Here is a 14,348-nt window from a genome sequence, read left to right on the forward strand (position 1 = left end):
TCCTCTAGTTGCTGCGCACGCGCGGATCGAGGCGGACGTAGAGGATGTCCACCAGGAAGTTCGCCAGCAGCACGGCGGCGGTGATGGTCAGGAAGAGGCCCTGCATGAGGGGGTAGTCCAGGCCTTGGACGGCGTTGAGGAGTTGGTAGCCCACGCCGGGATATGCGAACACCACCTCGGTGAGCAGCGCACCTCCCACCACGAAACCCAGTCCCATGCCGAAGCTCGTGACGGACGGCAGCATCGCATTTCGGGCTGCATAACGGAGCATGATGCGGCCCGGCCTAAGACCCTTGGCCTCGGCCATGGTGATGTAGTCCTCGGAGTTCGTGGCGATCATGGTGTTGCGCATGCCCAACATCCAGCCACCAATGGAAACCAGCACGATCGTCAGCGCCGGCAGCACGAGGTGCGCACCGACGTCGCCGATGAACTCCCACGTAAACCCGGGTTCCAAACCGTCCGTGAACGCGTGGCGGATCGGGAACCAACCCAGAACCACACCGAACAGGTACAGGGCACCCATCGCGAGCCAGAAGTAGGGGAACGAGCCGATGAAAACGAGCACCGGCGGCAGTGCCGAGTCGATCGCGCCACCCCGCCGCCAAGCGGCCAGGATGCCAAGCAGGTTACCCACGACGGCGGCGATCACCAGTGCGGTTCCGCCCAGCAGGAGGGTCCACCCGATCTGGGCAGAGATAACCTCCGTGACCGGTGTTGGAAAACGGGAGATGGAGACGCCCATCTGGCCGGTGAAGATGTTGTGCATGTAGTCGACGTATTGCTCCCAAATGGGCCGATCGTCCACGCCAAGAAGCTTGCGCAGGGCCTCGATCTGTTCGGGCTGCATTCTGTCCTGGGAGCGGGCAAACATGCGGGAGACGGGGTCGCCGGGCATGAAGCGCGGGAGCAGGAAATTCAGGGTGATGGATGCCCAGAAGGCGATCAGGTAGAAACCCAGGCGGCGCAGGATAAAGCGCACGGTTTCCCTCCATTCGGGAATTGCGGAAAGTTTGGGGCACGCCCGGCGGGGGCTATCAGGTGGCGGCTCGCCGCCGGGCGTGCAGTGTGAAGGATTACTTACGCGGTTCCAGCGTGGTCAGCACCAGGACTGTGGTGGGAGACCGTACCGAGAGGGTTGCGTACGGGTTGCCTTCGGTGGGCCAGCCGGTGAAGCGGGTGTCATTGAAGGCACCCCACTCCGGGCCGGAGAACAGCGGCACCAGCGGTGCGGCGTCGTTGTACTCTTCCTGGAGCTTGTTCGCGATGTCCTTCTGCTTGGACTCGTCGGCCTCTGCTGCGAAGTCGGCCAGCAGGGCATCAGCCTTGGTGTCACCGAAGCGGTGGTAGTTGTCGAACGTCTTGGTTCCCACCGGCTTCACGGTTGCCGTGCCCATGGAGGTGTTGAAGTACTTGTAAGGGCTGGGGTCGTTGGCGCTCCATACGATGCCGGAATCGAAGTCGCCCGTCTCGTAACCCGCAACCACGGCTGCCCAGTCCGGGGAGTCAACCTTTGCCGTGACGCCAACCTCGGCGAGGTTCTGCGAAATCACGTTGGCTACTGAAAGCCAGTCAGAAGACGAAGCGCCCACGGAGATCTTGAACTCGAACGGCGAGCCATCCTTCAGTTTGCGCTTGCCATCAGCACCCTTGGCGTAGCCAGCCTTGTCCAGCAGCTCGTTGGCCTTCTGCACATCCAGCTTGGTCCAGGTGCAGTTGTCCTTGACCTCGGAGTTCTTCCACTTCTCGTAGTTCCCGGAAAGGCCAGTGCAGTCCGCGGGCTTGGCGTAGCCGCTCATGCCGATCTTGGTGACTTGGTCACGGTCAACAGCCATGCTCAGTGCCTTGCGAACATCAACGTCGTTGAAGGGAGCCTTGGTGGTGTTGAGCTGCCAGTTGATCATGGCGCCCGTGGCCGGGAACCAGTACTGGCGGTGCTCCTTGTCCTTGGAGACGAACGTCTTTTCGATGTTCGGGATATATTGCGGGGCCCAGTCGACGTCCCCGTTCGCAGCGGCGAGGTTGGCGCCGTCGTTCCCTGCGAAGGCGAGCATCTTGATGCCGGCGATCTTCTGCTTTTCCGGCTGCCAGTAATTGGGGTTCTTCTTCAGTACGAAGGACTGGGCCTGGAAGCTGTCCACTTCCGTGTAGGGGCCGGTGCCCACAGGCTTGGCGTTGGCATCCTTCTCCGGGTCGGCCAGCGCGGACCAGATGTGCTTGGGCAGGATGCTGAGCTGACCGACGTCGTAAAGCGCCGGCGACCACGGCTTATTGAAGTTGAACGTGACCTTGTTAGTGCCATCAGCCGTTACGCTGTCCAGGTACTCGTAGCCGCCCTTGATCTTCTTCTGCAGCTCAAACGTGTAAGCCACGTCGTCAGCGACGAAGGGCTGGCCGTCGGACCACTTCACGCCGTCCCGCAACGTGAAGGTGATCGATTTGCCGTCGTCGGCCGCCTTCCACTCAGTTGCGAGCCACGGCACCGTGTCTCCCTTTGCCGGGTTGAAGATCAGCAAGGACTCGTAGATGGACTGCTGGACCATCGGGTTGACGGTGGGTGCGAACGGGTTGAAGTTCTGCACGAACGTGCCCATGTCCTCACGCGGGATGGTGAGGAACGCGCTCGCGTTTGCTGCGGCGTCCGTGCCGGCGGTCTTGTTGACGGTGGCGGCACAGCCGGTCAGCAGCATAGCGCCCACCGCCAGTCCGGCCGCCGTGATGCGGGCAGACCTCAGGAATCGGGGTTGTGTCATGATGGTTATCTCTTTCCTATCTTCATCGTCCAAGGTGAAGGGGTGGGTAAGGGGTTTGCTCTTCGAGGTTGATTTCGCGGTCAGACCGAAGAGCGTTCTAGCAGCGGACAGTCGACCAATTGCTGGTCGGCAATGATCGGCTGTCCTGCTGTAAGAGCGGCGAGCGTCTGGACTCCCAGGGCTCCCATTTTTTGGAACGGCAACGCAACGGTGGTCAGCTTTGGCCTCAGGTAGGCCGCAATCAGCTCCTGGTTATCGAAGCCGATCACTGCGATGTCTCCGGGGATGGTCAGGCCCCGTTCTTTGATGGCGTCGTAGGCGCCCATCGCCATGCGGTCGTTGAGGCAGAACAGCGCGGTTGGCCTGTCCTGTTGGGGATAGCGGTCCAGAATCCGGCATGCGGCTTCGTAGCCGCCGTCGGCCGTTGCGTATCCGGACACCACCAGTTCCGGATCCAGCTCAAGTCCTGCGACGGCCAGTGCTTCGCGGGCACCCTCCAATCGCCCGACTGCTGCGGGAATGACCGGGTCAAGGTTGATGATTCCGATCCGGGTGTGGCCGGCTTGAAGCAAGCGCTCGACGGCGACCCTGCCACCCGCACGCTCGTCAGGGACGATCGAGGGCAGCTTTCCGTCCGCGTCGAAGCAGTTGATCAAGACGGTTGGTACTTCGTTGGCACTCTGCGGAACGTGCACGCCCCGGTGAAAGGTGGCTGCGTAGAGCAGTCCTTCCACGCGTTGTTCCAGCAGCTTTTCAATGGCGGCATCTTCCAAGCCTTTGTTGGGTCCTACGGCATCGGCCTGGTCGGAGGGCGCGATGAGCAGGAACCGACGATCAAGCCAGGCTTGGTCCTGGGCACCTTTGATGATGTCGACGGCGAACGGTGCCGTCACGATCTCGGTGACAAGCCCGTACCAATCACTGCGCTGGGATGCCAGCGCACGTGCTCCGGCGTTCGGGCGGTAGCCCAGTGCCTGCACGGCGTCGTTGATACGGGTCCGGGTTTCCTCGGAGATGCTGGCGTTTTCGCGGTTGCTCAGCACGAACGAGACTGCGGTCCGGGAGACGCCGGCGTGCTTGGCGACGTCATTCATGGTGACTCCCCGCTGCCGCACAGCCGCGGCTTTGTTGGGGGTGGTGCTTTTCGCCATTGAATGCTCCGGTGTTGGTTCGGGTTGGTGATGCTTATTGTTAGAACGGAATTTGATAACGCGCGTTACTTGGAACGTGTGATTCAGGTTACGCGCGTTACCTGTTTCCTGTCAACGTCTTCTTTTGACCCACCCCCGCCCGACTCGACGACGCGCTGTGCACAAGACGGCTCCTCCCGTCTTGCACGCAGCGAAGCATCGAATCGGGCAATCTCCCTCGGCCGGCGCAGCCACCAGCCCTGCCCAGCGCAGCCACCAGCCAGCACCGCGCTAGGCTTCTGCCATGGCATTGATAGCTCCCCGCGTTACAGCTGGCCTCCCCGCCGACGACGCCCGGAATCTCGCACGCTCCCTCCAAGACAGCGACGACATCACCGTGTTCGTCGATGGCACGGTCCACCGCCTCCCCAATCAGGCGAGGGACGCCGTCGTCGATCTTCTTGCAAGGCTGAGCCGCGGCGAAACCGTCACGGTCAGCAGCGTGGAGGAAATGCTCACGACGTCCCAGGCCGCGGAGCTCGCAGGCATTTCCCACACCTACCTGCGCAATATGACCGACCGCGGAGAGATCCCCGTGGAATACCGCGGCACGCATCGGCGGATCCGTCAGGCTGCGATCATCGCGTGGCTGGAAACCCAGAAGCGCAAGCAGGCCGAAGCCACCATCGAAGATGACAGCCGGGATGGCCCCGGAAATGACGCGCCCGGCGGCTAAAAGCGTCGGAGTGATAAGGATCAAGCAACGATCCCAGCCAACGGGCCAGCACCTGATTAGCCCGGGGTTACGCTTGTTTGGTGGGCAATTTCAAAGGGTGGCATATCGTGGCCGGGGTGGCCGCAATGGCCCTTGCCGCACCCTTGGGATCGGCCATGGGATTGAACTTCGTTGCCACGTTCATGTTTGCGTGTGTAGTGTTCGTGGCCGTCGCCATGTGGACAGAATCCAAAATCGCCCGACGCCGGGAAGCGGCCGATGCTACAGGCACCCCTGACGTTTCACGTCCCACAAGCGACCCCGCCGAATCGGACGACGCCACCCGGGATTAGCGCGCGGGCGGGTCGAACAGCCCCAAATCCGACCCAGGGCTGTTTCAATAGCGGTATGGCTTCGAGTCCCCGCTCCGTCATTTGGCCCGTTGTGCACGATGAGCGTCGTGCACTGATCCACGATCTGGAACCCCTTCCCGAGCCACTCTGGGAGACGCCTTCACTCTGCCCGGGCTGGGACATCCATGACGTCCTGGCGCACGTTGTGGACAGCGCAAAGACCACCCGCTTGGGCTTCATCAAGCGAATGATTGAAGCCCGCTTCGACTTCGACCGCGACAACGCCGTGGGGGTGGAACGCGAAAAGGCCAAGGATCCCGGCCGGACGCTGACCGCGCTACGCGCTGTAGTGTCCCGGACATCTGGGCCGCCGGCGGGGAATGCCACGCGATTGGTGGAAGCATTCGTCCATGGCGAAGACATCCGGCGCCCCCTGGGCATGACGCGCAACTACCCGGCGGAGCAGGTCGCGTTGGCCCTTGGCTACCAGGTCAAGACAACAACAAGGATGGGCGGCGGCAAGGAGATAGCCGCAGGCTGGCGACTGGTTGCCACGGACACCGATTTCCAGCACGGCGACGGCCCGGAGGTTCAAGGACCAGCCATTTCCCTGCTTCTCGCTGTTTCAGGACGGCCAGTGTCTGAGGACGAGCTAACCGGTCCCGGAGCTCCGGTGTTCCTGGAACAGGCCCGGCCTTGACGGGGCGCCGAGGGACGCGGACCACGCTACTGTCTGCCGACGTCGAGGCTTGCGGCCTAGGGGGTCGGATTCTCTGGACGGAGGGAACACCTCCTCCGGGGACGCGCGGGAGCACGCAGCCGGCCTACATCCTTATCCACGGAATCGGCGTCTCGCATCGCTACCTTGCGCGCCTTCACGGCGCCCTGGCAGCGGGCGCGCCCACCTACTCGCTGGACCTCCCAGGCTTTGCGGGTACTCCCAAGCCCGGGCGACAACTGTCTGTGGAAGACTACGGCGCGTTCATCGCAGAAGCACTGAAGGCCTGCGGCATCGAGTCGTACATCCTGGTAGGCCACTCGATGGGCGTGCAGTTCGCCATTGAAGCGGCCCTCCACACGCCCGAACGCGCCTTGCACCTTGTCCTCATGGGTCCCGTGGTGGACTCACGCCACAAGAACGTGGCACAGCAGTCGCTCGCATTGTTCCTGGACGGAGTACTCCGCGAAAGCCCATCGTCCAACTGGATCGTGATCACGGACTACCTTCAATGCGGTCCGCGCTGGTACATGACGGAGCTGCCCGTGATGATGAGCTACCCAACGGAGAAGCAGCTGGCCAAAGTCCGGATTCCCGTGCTGGTGCTCCGCGGCAGCCGCGATCATGTGGCAGGGCCGGAGTGGTCGCTTAGGCTCTCCCGGGCGGTACCCCAGGGGCGCCTCGTTGAAATCCCCGGAGTAGGGCACGTCGCCCAGCACATGCGGCCGAAGGCCGTGGCGGATGCCATCATGAGCTTCGTTTCGGCAACGTCCCGCTCCAACTAGGCGTATTCGTACGACGGCGGCGCCAGCCTGGATGCCCCTTGTTGGGTTTGCGATCCGGAGACTAGGCTGGCCGGGCAGGCACAATAGTAAGTTTGCTTAGGAAGGGTGACCATGACCAGCTATGACCCTGAGGACGATCCCCGGACCTTCGGAGTTTCCGACGCCCCCGAGCCAGCCGACACGACAGGCGATGTGCACACCGATCCGGATATGCACCAGGACGAAGACGACGACCCCGCTGCCTCCGCCAATCCCGATCCCTTGGATGGCAACGTCACGGGACTTGAGCCCGGCGGTGGAGTTCCCCCGGGCGAAACCCCACCGGCCGAGGGCAGTATGAGCAGCGACCAAGGGCACGAAGAGTAGCTCGTCGCCAAGCCGCTATCCCGTCGTTGCTCAACAACGGGATAGCGGCTCAACAACGTGATAACCGACGGACGCCCCGGCCTATGGCAGCCTCAGAATCTCCCCGAGGTCATAGTCAGCAGGCTCCTCCAGTTGGGAGTAGGTGCAGCTCTCCGGAGTCCGGTCCGGCCGCCATCGTCGAAATTGGGTGGTGTGCCGGAACCGGTCGCCTTCCATGTAGTCATAGGCAACCTCGATGACGAGCTCGGGCCGGAGGGGAACAAAGGAGAAGTCCTTACCGGCGCTCCACCTGCTCTGCGCGCCCGGCATTCGGGAACCTGTAGCTGCGGCATCTCCTTGATCGGCCCACTGACCCCAAGGATGTTCGCTGAACTCCGTCTGGTATGGCTCAAGTTCGGCCACCAGGCTTTCGCGCTTGGCCATAGGAAATGAAGCCACCACCCCCACGTGCTGCAGCTGACCGGCGTCGTTATAGAGCCCAAGCAGCATCGACCCGACAACCTTTCCCGTTTTGTGCCAGCGGAATCCAGCCACCACGCAGTCCGCGGTGCGTTCATGCTTGGTTTTGAACATGACACGCTTATTCGGCTGGTACGTCCCCTCGAGCGGCTTGGAAAGTATGCCGTCGAGCCCAGCACCTTCCAGCTGCACGAACCACTCCTGTGCTTGGTCGAGTTCCGTCACCGCCGGCGTTACGTACACGGGGGCCTCAGCCTTGGCCAGCGCCTTCTCCAAGGCGGCCCGACGCTCGGAAAACGGCTTGTCCATGAGGTTCTCGTCTCCCAGCGCGAGGATGTCGAATCCGATGAAGGAGGACGGGGTGCTCCCGGCAAGCATCCGTACACGGCTATCTGCGGGGTGGATTCGCTGCTGAAGGCCTTCGAAGTCGAGCCTGTTCCCAGCTATGAGGACGATCTCGCCGTCGATCACGCATTTGTCCGGAAGATTCTTCTGGAGGGCTTCCACGAGCTCAGGGAAATACCGTGTCATTGGACGTTCGTTGCGGCTGCCCAGGATGATCTCATCCCCGTCTTTGAAAACGATGGTCCTGAACCCGTCCCACTTTGGCTCAAAATGGCCCACATCAGGGATCGAAGGCACGGACTTGGCAAGCATGGGCGAAATGGGCGGCATCACTGGGAGGTCCATACGACTATGTTCTACCTGCCGCCCGCGGCTGAAGCTAGTCTTGGGCCATGGATATGTTGGCCGTTCTCGTGGCAGTGCTGGCAGCACCTGCCCTCGTTGCTGGCCTTTGGTTCTGGGTCTCGCGCCAGAACAGCAAGGGGAAAGTCCGGCGCGGCGCCACGGGTGGGATGCTGGGTGTGGCGGACGAAATTTTCCGACCCGAGACTCATTACGCACACCAGGTCCAAAGGATCCAGCACGAGCTGCCAGCCCCTGCTCCGGCACCGGAGCCTAAGTCCTAAGGGACCTTCTCACTGGAAGGCGTCCCGCCCGTTACATTAATGTGACTTTAGTATGGCGCTCATGTACGGTCTAAGAGCGACCCGTATCTCCGCTGGGCCGCTTCCGGGTTGACGCCGAGCTCTGCCGCAAACCGGGATCCGCCAGACTCGCGGCAGAGACGGGGGACCCAGAGTTCCCGGGCCTGATTTTCCATAGGCCCTTGGGGTGAAGCCGCCATGTGCGGCCGGACGGCCTCGTCCGAACCCGACAGCTAACCTCGCAGGCGTTGAGAGGCAACCACCATGTCCCCAACCATGGATCAGCCGCGCCGCGCCCAAATAGCGCGCGAGCGCACCCAGCCAACCGGACGCCGTCGGGCCCAACCCAGCGGATCCTCCACCAGCGCGCCAGCAGAAGGTTTAGAAGGCACGACGCCGGAACCCGCCACTGCTTCCACTCCCACCCCTGCGGCACCCACCACGCGCGCGGCCGCTCGCGCGGCAGAGCGTGCACGGGCAGCCCAGGCAGTTATTTCTGCTGAGACAGCTCCCGCTGAAACTGCTCCAGCAGAAACAGCACCGGCGGACTCTGCTCCCACGGATTCTGCCCTCTTTGAGCCGTCAACTGCTGCGATTTCAACTGTTCAGGCGCCCGAACCGGTCGCGTCCGAACCGCCTGCGAATCCCGAGCCGGCCACCGCTGCGATCCCGATCGTTCAAGCGCCCACGCCCGCTGCTGCACCCACCCCCGCTGCGCCGGAACCGGAACCCGCCACCGCTGCCATCCCGATCGTGCAGGCGGCCACGTCCGCTGCTGCACCCACCCCGGGCGCGCACGAACCGGAACCCGCCACCGCTGCCATCCCGATCGTGCAGGTAAAGAGCTCTGCCCAGCTCGCCGCGGCCGCGACCGCCGCTGCTGGTCTCGCAAGCCGGAAGGCCCTTCGCGCCCAGGAAACCGAGAGCAGTACTGCCCGTAAGGCGGCACCTGCTGCCGAAACCCCAGCAGGCGCCCCTACCTTCGGAGCTTCATCCTTGGGCGGGTCATCTCGGGGTGGGTCGTCCTTCAGCCACGAACCACACTCCGTGCTCACCAAGGCGGCCTCGGTCAAAACGATGGGCCAGCGCATGGCAGTTGTGGCTGGAGCCTTGGGCTTGGTGTTGACTGTTGGCACCATGAGCCAGGCCTTCGAGCTTCCCTTCTTCGGGCAGGAAACGCCGACGAAGGAAGCCAGTGACGCAAAGACGGGTGGCGACAGCAGGCAGTCAACTTCGGCCGCCCCTGCACCCACCTCGTCCACCTCCACCGCGTCCGCTTCGTCGGCCACCAGCGAGGCCGGACTGCCGGCGACTGTTGCAACGCAGTCGTCAGAAGAGGCACCCGCTCAGTCGCCGTCGTCCCTTCCGACTCCGCAGGTTTCACTTGCGGATCCTGTTTGGGTTCCTTCGGCAGTCCCGTCGGCTGTTGTTCCTGTGCCGGGCGTGACCACTCCTGTCCCAACCCAGCCGGCCCCGAGCCCGGTCCCGTCGGACACGGTTACCACCCCACCGGCCGCGACCACCCCGACTCCAACGGGGACTCCGGCGCCCACTCCAACACAGACTCCGGCGCCAAAGCCAAAGCCGACCGGCAGCCCCAGCACCACCACACCGTCCACTGATTCACCCTTGGATCTGGACTCCGTACTTGACGGCGCCACAGGGATTTTGAAATGAGCACGCGGCTTCCCAGGACCAGCGCGCACGTCGGATGGCACGGCAGGTACTGCAGCAGCAGCCGCACTGCCACGTTCCGCAGTCGGATGGGCCGCTGGAGCTGCCAGCGGTTGCGCCGAGCCTAAGGACTCACGGCACCAGGAATCATCGCAATAGGAATAGCAGCGACAAGATGGGGCAGGCACCTACCAGGGTGCCTGCCCCTTGTGCTCCCTTACGCACCTGATCCGGGGCCCTAGATCCGGGGCCGCGAGGCCCACCTCTGGGCCTTCAGTGCGGCGTGCAACTCGAGCCTGATCCCACCGCTCAACGGATCAGCTCCAATGAGTTGGCGGATCCGGCCGAGGCGATTGTAGATGCTGCTCCTGTGCAGGTGAAGTTTCGCGGCAACGTCCTGCACTGAGCTGTCGTTGTCATAGAGCAGTTCCAACACGGGCAGGAGTTCGCCGTTCTTATCCTGGTCCTCCAAAGTCCTGAAATGAACGGAGCCCGTATCATCCCAGCCACCCGGCGCCTGAAGACGATCGAAGAGTTGATAAACGCCCACCGCCCGACTCTCCACCAGTTCCCCGAGGGGCGGATCCACGGCGGCGGCCTGTGCTGCCACTTTCGATTGCCTGTAGGCGCCTGCCAGTTGCCGGATAACCTGGAACGGCTCACTGATGCCCAGGATCACCCGGTCCACTTTGCGGCCCGCCCGCTTTGCGAGCTCCAATTGATAGTGCACCAGGACCTGGGCGTGATCCGCCCTGCCACCGGATTCGCGGAACAGGACAACGGAATGCGTCTCCGTCCCGGCGCTGAACAGCGCGGCGTTGACACCGATGGTGGACTGCAGCGCAGCTGTTCGGTGCGTTAGCGTCGCGGCGATGGGGTCGACGTCGGTTCCGCCGCCGTCCGCGTCCAGGATGGTCACCAGTTGCCACGGACCGCGGCCTTGGATCTCCTTCCAGCCGGCCACCGCTGCCACTGCGTTCGACTCGCCAGTGCAGGCCGTCAGAAACTCCTGCTCCCGCCTCCTGCGAAACTCTGACTCGGCCGTGTTGGAATCGAGCAGCAAACCAGCCAACAGGTCCAGTTCGTCACGCACGCCGGGCAATTCGGCGAGTATCGCCGTCGCGGTTTGCTCCTCAAGGTCCTGCTGCACCCATAAGTAGCCAACCCGAAAACCGCGCACCAGCAACGGGACGCAAACGCGGCCGAGCATGCCCAGCTCGTCGTTCGCCGGAACAACAACCGGGCGCACCGCCGTCGCGATGCCGTGGGAGAGCTGCCAAGCACTGACATCGCTCGGCACGCGTTTGCTCAACAGGAAGTTCACGCGGACGCGGTCGGCGTGGGATTGGTTGGAACTGTAGGCGAGGAGGACGCCGTCGAGGTCCTCCAGGGACAACCCCCTGCCAAGCTTGAGCGCCACGCGTTCAACGATCTCCTCGACGTCCTGCTGCATCCAGAAAGCGTACCAACACAAGGCGACACCTGACGCCCCAGTCCTCGACAAATGTCGAGCTTGATTTGAGCTGCTCCTTGACTTTACGGGGTTTTCACTTGCGCCGAGCTGGGAGGTCCATGTCGCCTGCCTCACAGCCGGATTTATTCTGGAATCACAGCCCGCAGCAAATATCCGGCCGAAAAGCCGCTAACGATGGAGCCAGCAAATGATCATCGGCGTCCCCAAAGAAATCAAGAACAACGAGTTCCGCGTAGCCATCACGGCCGCAGGTGTCCACGAGTTCCGCACTCACGGACACACCGTTCTGGTTGAGCGGGGCGCGGGCCTGGGCTCGGGAATCACGGACGAGGAATACTCGATCGCGGGCGCCGAAATCGTTGCCGACGCGGACGACGTCTGGGGCCGGGCCGACATGGTCATGAAGGTCAAGGAACCCATCAAGGCCGAGTACCACCGCTTCCGCAAGGGCCTCATCCTCTTCACATACCTGCACCTCGCCGCAGAGCCCGAACTCACCGCCGAGCTCATCAACTCCGGCGTCACGGCCATCGCCTACGAGACGGTCCAGGAAGGACGCACCCTCCCGCTGCTCGCCCCGATGTCCGAGGTCGCGGGCCGCCTGTCCGTGGTGGTCGGCGCTTCCTCGCTGATGGCTCCGGCTGGCGGCAAGGGCATCCTCCTCGGCGGTGTGCCGGGTGTCCGTCCCGCCAAAGTTGTTGTCCTCGGTGCCGGTGTTGCCGGAACCAACGCTGCCGCCATGGCGCTGGGCCTCGGTGCTGATGTCACCATCATGGACATCAACATCAACCGCCTGCGGGAACTCGACGCTCTTTACCAGGGCCGCTTGAAGACCGTGGCATCCAACGCCTACGAGATCGAGAAGTCAGTTGTCGACGCAGATCTCGTGATCGGCTCCGTCCTGATCCCGGGCGCCAAGGCTCCCAAGCTGGTCACCAACGAACTCGTGTCCCGAATGAAGCCGGGTTCGGTTCTGGTGGACATCGCCGTGGACCAGGGTGGCTGCTTCGAGGACACACACCCCACCACCCACCAGGAACCGACGTACAAGGTCCACAACTCGATCTTCTACTGCGTTGCCAACATGCCTGGCGCTGTTCCGAACACGTCCACGTACGCACTGACCAACGTCACCCTGCGCTACGCCGTGGCACTGGCCAACCTGGGCGTCAAGGCCGCATTCGACCGCGACCCCGCCCTCGCCGCAGGCCTCAATATCGCTGCAGGCCACGTGGCACACCACTCGGTGTCGGAGGCGCACAACCTGCCCCTCGTCGCCGACTGGCACAGCGTGGTTACCGCGTAGGCTTTGCCCTTGCGGCGGTGACAAGTCGCTGGCCCGCTATCCCGTTGCTGCCCAGCAACGGGATAGCGGGCTTTGCACGTGTTGGGGCGGCAAACCCGTGCTGGGGCGGGCAGACCCGTGCCTAGCCGTTGCCGGGGGTAACTGGTTCCTCAGGGACAACGTGGGTGGGTACCGGCACGGGGATATCCGATTGCCGAAGGGTCGGCGGGGTTAAATTAGGCGCCTCGATGCCCGGCGGCGTGATGGGTGCTGCGGGAGTCGGGATGCTGATGTTTCCGGGCTGGCCATTCCCGGGGATCTTGGGTGTTTCGGGCGTTCCCCCGTTGGGAGCCTTGGGCGAATTGGAGTGTCCGGACGCGCCATTGGTGCCGCCTTGTGGCTCCTGGCTTGGGTAGGCGCCATTTCCCGAAGTGCCACTGCCGGCAGGATTGCGGCCGGACGGGTATGGGGTGGCCGGAGTCACAGTGCGGCCTCGCTCCTGATCGGAGGGGGAACCAGGATTCTGCCGCGATCCATTGCCTGATCCCGGCGTGAGCTGCGAAACTACTGAACCGATTGTCGAGCCCAGATGTTGGAAAGCGCCAGGGATGCCACCCTCGGAGGCGGCCGCGGCTGTAGCACCGCCTGCCAATGACACTGCCACAGCGAGCCCGGCGATCGCGGTGCGGCGCTTACGACGACGGCGGGCCGCGAGTTCGTCACTAGAGGTCAGGTCAGTGGATCCTTGGACCGAGGTAAGTACCGCCGTCGGTGCACCTGCCACGGTGGAGGCGAGCTCCGCCGTCGTGCTTCTGCTGCCGGCAGCCAGGTCAGTGATCATCAGCGCACGGACGGCCGCAGAGGGCGGCGGAGCGGTGCTGGCGAGGGAGCGCAGTTCAAGAAGTTCGGCACGGATGTCGCGGGCATCGTCGAGTCCGGAATCGGCCAACAGGCGGTCAATTGCCTGCTCGCCCGTATAACCCTCGGTGCGAGCCGTCCGCCGTCCGGCCGGGGTGCTGTCTTCACTCATGGTGTGCCATTCCTTCGTAGTGCACTTTTCCTTAGTGCACTCAATGCCCTGCGCTGCAGTTGTTTTATTGCCCCTTGGGACTTGCCCATGATGGCCGCCGTTTCTTCCACGGAGAGGTCAGCCACCACCCTCAATGCCAGGACTTCGCGATGATCTGCAGCGAGGTCCTCCAGAAGTTCCGTGACACCCAGGCTGCCGCGGCCAAAGGCCTGCTCCTCCGCCGAGGGCGCCCTCCGCGCATCCAGCTCAGCCTCATACGGAGCTGAATCCGGGGTCCGTTCACGCTTGCGATAATGGTCCACCATGCGCGCGTGGGCGATCGAGAAAAGCAGGGTCCTGGCGCCCTGGAGACCGCCCTGCAGGTTCGCCAGCTTCGGATACAGGGCAAGGAAGACGTCCTGCGTCACGGCTTCGGGATCATCCACGCCGCGGGCGCGGAGGTAGCCGAAGACGGGTCCAGAGAACTGGTTGTAGGCATCAGTGAAGAGCAGAGCGGGATCGTCATCGTCCGTCTGCACATATTCATCAGCTAATGGGTTTAGCACCCGTGGATGCCTCCATCCCGCGCAGCGCAGCGGCCTCTCTGGAGCACCCTCCCCGGTTGTTTCCCGGGCTCA

At 63.4% G+C, this 14,348-nt stretch carries 15 protein-coding genes and 1 riboswitch; of the genes, 8 read left to right on the forward strand and 7 right to left on the reverse strand.

Translation table 11 applies throughout. From position 1 onward, the window contains the following. Nucleotides 1–4: 4 nt before the first annotated feature. From LDN90_RS22630 to LDN90_RS22640, 3 genes are all read right to left on the reverse strand, one after another. Nucleotides 5–982, reverse strand: coding sequence for an ABC transporter permease (locus LDN90_RS22630; protein WP_056080554.1), 978 nt, complete (start codon nucleotides 980–982; stop codon nucleotides 5–7). A 94-nt stretch (nucleotides 983–1,076) separates the two neighbouring features. Further along, nucleotides 1,077–2,753 carry an ABC transporter substrate-binding protein gene (locus LDN90_RS22635; protein ID WP_223947221.1) on the reverse strand — a complete coding sequence of 559 codons (1,677 nt, stop codon included), beginning with the start codon at nucleotides 2,751–2,753 and terminating at the stop codon, nucleotides 1,077–1,079. An 80-nt stretch (nucleotides 2,754–2,833) separates the two neighbouring features. Then, nucleotides 2,834–3,904, reverse strand: coding sequence for a LacI family DNA-binding transcriptional regulator (locus tag LDN90_RS22640; protein WP_216926275.1), 1,071 nt, complete (start codon nucleotides 3,902–3,904; stop codon nucleotides 2,834–2,836). Nucleotides 3,905–4,187: 283 nt separating this feature from the next. Here LDN90_RS22640 and LDN90_RS22645 point away from each other — a divergent pair, with 283 nt between their 5' ends. The 5 genes from LDN90_RS22645 to LDN90_RS22665 all read left to right on the forward strand — a co-directional run bounded on the left by LDN90_RS22645 (nucleotide 4,188) and on the right by LDN90_RS22665 (nucleotide 6,820). After that, nucleotides 4,188–4,619 (forward strand): helix-turn-helix domain-containing protein, encoded by a 432-nt coding sequence (locus LDN90_RS22645; RefSeq protein ID WP_223947222.1) that lies wholly within the window; start codon nucleotides 4,188–4,190, stop codon nucleotides 4,617–4,619. Between the two features lie 80 nt (nucleotides 4,620–4,699). Continuing rightward, complete coding sequence (locus tag LDN90_RS22650; protein ID WP_223947223.1) at nucleotides 4,700–4,951, forward strand: hypothetical protein; 252 nt, start codon at nucleotides 4,700–4,702, stop codon at nucleotides 4,949–4,951. Between the two features lie 55 nt (nucleotides 4,952–5,006). Then, on the forward strand, nucleotides 5,007–5,651 hold the full coding sequence (locus LDN90_RS22655) for a maleylpyruvate isomerase family mycothiol-dependent enzyme (RefSeq protein ID WP_223947224.1): 645 nt from the start codon (nucleotides 5,007–5,009) through the stop codon (nucleotides 5,649–5,651). Further along, on the forward strand, nucleotides 5,648–6,454 hold the full coding sequence (locus tag LDN90_RS22660) for an alpha/beta hydrolase (protein ID WP_223947225.1): 807 nt from the start codon (nucleotides 5,648–5,650) through the stop codon (nucleotides 6,452–6,454). Before LDN90_RS22655 ends, LDN90_RS22660 begins: the two co-directional genes overlap by 4 nt. A gap of 111 nt (nucleotides 6,455–6,565) precedes the next feature. Then, nucleotides 6,566–6,820, forward strand: coding sequence for a DUF6480 family protein (locus tag LDN90_RS22665; RefSeq protein ID WP_223947226.1), 255 nt, complete (start codon nucleotides 6,566–6,568; stop codon nucleotides 6,818–6,820). 81 nt (nucleotides 6,821–6,901) lie between these two features. On the opposite strand, the gene LDN90_RS22670 is transcribed toward LDN90_RS22665, so the two are convergent. After that, nucleotides 6,902–7,969 (reverse strand): ATP-dependent DNA ligase, encoded by a 1,068-nt coding sequence (locus LDN90_RS22670; protein WP_223947227.1) that lies wholly within the window; start codon nucleotides 7,967–7,969, stop codon nucleotides 6,902–6,904. Nucleotides 7,970–8,016: 47 nt separating this feature from the next. Between LDN90_RS22670 and LDN90_RS22675 the strand changes: the two genes are divergently transcribed. Both LDN90_RS22675 and LDN90_RS22680 read left to right on the forward strand, forming a co-directional pair. After that, nucleotides 8,017–8,250, forward strand: a complete 234-nt coding sequence (locus tag LDN90_RS22675; protein WP_223947228.1) for a hypothetical protein — start codon at nucleotides 8,017–8,019, stop codon at nucleotides 8,248–8,250. A 129-nt stretch (nucleotides 8,251–8,379) separates the two neighbouring features. After that, nucleotides 8,380–8,530, forward strand: a riboswitch (cyclic di-AMP (ydaO/yuaA leader). A 2-nt stretch (nucleotides 8,531–8,532) separates the two neighbouring features. Then, nucleotides 8,533–9,945, forward strand: a complete 1,413-nt coding sequence (locus LDN90_RS22680) for a hypothetical protein (RefSeq protein WP_223947229.1) — start codon at nucleotides 8,533–8,535, stop codon at nucleotides 9,943–9,945. A 235-nt stretch (nucleotides 9,946–10,180) separates the two neighbouring features. Here LDN90_RS22680 and LDN90_RS22685 read toward each other — a convergent pair whose 3' ends face one another. Then, on the reverse strand, nucleotides 10,181–11,395 hold the full coding sequence (locus LDN90_RS22685) for a helix-turn-helix domain-containing protein (RefSeq protein ID WP_223947230.1): 1,215 nt from the start codon (nucleotides 11,393–11,395) through the stop codon (nucleotides 10,181–10,183). Between the two features lie 208 nt (nucleotides 11,396–11,603). Between LDN90_RS22685 and ald the strand changes: the two genes are divergently transcribed. Further along, nucleotides 11,604–12,722, forward strand: coding sequence for an alanine dehydrogenase (gene ald, locus LDN90_RS22690; protein ID WP_216926266.1), 1,119 nt, complete (start codon nucleotides 11,604–11,606; stop codon nucleotides 12,720–12,722). Nucleotides 12,723–12,843: 121 nt separating this feature from the next. Here the strand turns inward: ald and LDN90_RS22695 are convergent, their stop codons facing one another. Both LDN90_RS22695 and LDN90_RS22700 read right to left on the reverse strand, forming a co-directional pair. Further along, entirely contained in the window at nucleotides 12,844–13,731 is an 888-nt protein-coding gene (locus LDN90_RS22695) for a hypothetical protein (RefSeq protein WP_223947231.1), read from the reverse strand. After that, nucleotides 13,728–14,276 carry a sigma-70 family RNA polymerase sigma factor gene (locus tag LDN90_RS22700; protein ID WP_223947232.1) on the reverse strand — a complete coding sequence of 183 codons (549 nt, stop codon included), beginning with the start codon at nucleotides 14,274–14,276 and terminating at the stop codon, nucleotides 13,728–13,730. Before LDN90_RS22700 ends, LDN90_RS22695 begins: the two co-directional genes overlap by 4 nt. Between the last annotated feature and the right edge of the window lie 72 nt (nucleotides 14,277–14,348).

The sequence above is a fragment of the Arthrobacter sp. NtRootA1 genome (genome assembly GCF_019976975.1).
In the GTDB taxonomy this organism is placed as follows: domain Bacteria; phylum Actinomycetota; class Actinomycetes; order Actinomycetales; family Micrococcaceae; genus Arthrobacter; species Arthrobacter aromaticivorans.

Excerpts from the sequence above, each read along its gene's own strand:
- LDN90_RS22635 (WP_223947221.1), bottom strand. The coding sequence starts at position 2,753 with ATGACACAACCCCGATTCCTGAGGTCTGCCCGCATCACGGCGGCCGGA.
- LDN90_RS22640 (WP_216926275.1), bottom strand. The coding sequence starts at position 3,904 with ATGGCGAAAAGCACCACCCCCAACAAAGCCGCGGCTGTGCGGCAGCGG.
- LDN90_RS22645 (WP_223947222.1), top strand. The coding sequence starts at position 4,188 with ATGGCATTGATAGCTCCCCGCGTTACAGCTGGCCTCCCCGCCGACGAC.
- LDN90_RS22655 (WP_223947224.1), top strand. The coding sequence starts at position 5,007 with ATGGCTTCGAGTCCCCGCTCCGTCATTTGGCCCGTTGTGCACGATGAG.
- LDN90_RS22665 (WP_223947226.1), top strand. The coding sequence starts at position 6,566 with ATGACCAGCTATGACCCTGAGGACGATCCCCGGACCTTCGGAGTTTCC.
- LDN90_RS22670 (WP_223947227.1), bottom strand. The coding sequence starts at position 7,969 with ATGGACCTCCCAGTGATGCCGCCCATTTCGCCCATGCTTGCCAAGTCC.
- LDN90_RS22675 (WP_223947228.1), top strand. The coding sequence starts at position 8,017 with ATGGATATGTTGGCCGTTCTCGTGGCAGTGCTGGCAGCACCTGCCCTC.
- LDN90_RS22680 (WP_223947229.1), top strand. The coding sequence starts at position 8,533 with ATGTCCCCAACCATGGATCAGCCGCGCCGCGCCCAAATAGCGCGCGAG.
- LDN90_RS22685 (WP_223947230.1), bottom strand. The coding sequence starts at position 11,395 with ATGCAGCAGGACGTCGAGGAGATCGTTGAACGCGTGGCGCTCAAGCTT.
- ald (WP_216926266.1), top strand. The coding sequence starts at position 11,604 with ATGATCATCGGCGTCCCCAAAGAAATCAAGAACAACGAGTTCCGCGTA.
- LDN90_RS22695 (WP_223947231.1), bottom strand. The coding sequence starts at position 13,731 with ATGAGTGAAGACAGCACCCCGGCCGGACGGCGGACGGCTCGCACCGAG.